Annotated in this window: 2 protein-coding genes; both read left to right on the forward strand. The window is 51.5% G+C overall.

Going from position 1 to position 1,180, the window contains the following annotated elements:
* Positions 1-44 precede the first annotated feature (44 nt).
* Positions 45-347, forward strand: coding sequence for a BrnA antitoxin family protein (locus ACFTS5_RS34240; protein WP_039391595.1), 303 nt, complete (start codon positions 45-47; stop codon positions 345-347).
* Between the two features lie 602 nt (positions 348-949).
* On the forward strand, positions 950-1,147 hold the full coding sequence (locus ACFTS5_RS34245) for a general stress protein (RefSeq protein ID WP_378639495.1): 198 nt from the start codon (positions 950-952) through the stop codon (positions 1,145-1,147).
* Positions 1,148-1,180: the final 33 nt, after the last annotated feature.

Genomic DNA, 1,180 nt, shown 5'->3' on the forward strand with positions numbered 1-1,180 from the left:
TATTATCAGTGCGCGCCGGGCTGAGCGTAGTGAGAGGAGGCGTTATGAGCATGGTCAGGTATAAACGAAGCAAGCTGCCCGAACTGACTGAAAAACGGGAATCAGAGCTGAAAGTCCTGAACGAAAAACCGGATAACGATATTGAGTACTGCGACATTCCGCCGCTGGATGAGCGTTTCTGGAAAAACGCCTCACAGGGGCATTTTTATCGTCCGGTAAAAACGCAGGCTTCGGTCAGAATTGATGCTGATGTGATGGCCTGGCTCAAGGAGCCAGGAAAAGGCTATCAGACGAGACTGAACGCAATTCTGCGGGAAGCCATGATGCGTGATCTGCATCATAAGTAATAAGAAAGAAAAGCCCGCCATGGCGGGCTTTTTACTGCCATGCGCAACAGAACTCTTATGTTAAATCCGGGGGCCTGGCCGGTTCACCCGGAGTTACCGCGCTCAGTGCATAACTGACGACTGTGCGCCTGTTGTGTTGCCTTCCAGGACTACCGCCTGAACGCTTCTGATGGCGTCGCGTATGGTAGTCTCCCGCCACGTTTCATCTGCGGCGATCAGGAAGGTCTGGAGCTTCAGAAGCAGTATGGCATTGGTTATGCTCGTCCTCTCATCGAGTAGCTCAAGAATAGCTTCGCCAATTATTGTGTCAGACAGCTTTTTGTCTTGGTTTTCGTACATTGTGGACCTGCTTGCTGTGAGTTATGCCCGTACGACAGGCGAAGCCTGCAGGATACGTGAAAACTGCTGCTCTGGCAGGGAAGGAACTTAAATAGTTTTACGTTGCCCTATCAGAGACAGATATATTCCTCTGTAACGAATTTTTCCCGCCCTGAGCGGGTTTTTTTTGCCTTGAAAACTTCAAAAAACGATCGGTGCGGCAGTCTGAACGCTGCCCGGGGTCCTGCACTTCTGATCCGGCGCAGAGGGTAAAGGTCAAGGCTATGCTTTATCTGGATTTACTTAAATCAAACCGGAAGTGTTGGGGCGGGACGCAGAAGTTGCGCCGGCAACTTTGCGGAAAATCCAGAACAGCTGCAGAAGCTGGCCGCATAAGCGGCGGGAACTTCAAGAACAACCCGGCGCGAGCACCTGAAGCAGGCAGAAAGGGAGGCCAGATCAGTCGAAGAGGTGCTCCTTAGTGTAAGGTTTCCTGAGATGAGTTGCCCAAAACC

Origin of the sequence: Nocardia sp. NPDC056952, from assembly GCF_042674185.1 — a bacterium.
In the GTDB taxonomy this organism is placed as follows: Bacteria; Actinomycetota; Actinomycetes; order Mycobacteriales; family Mycobacteriaceae; genus Nocardia.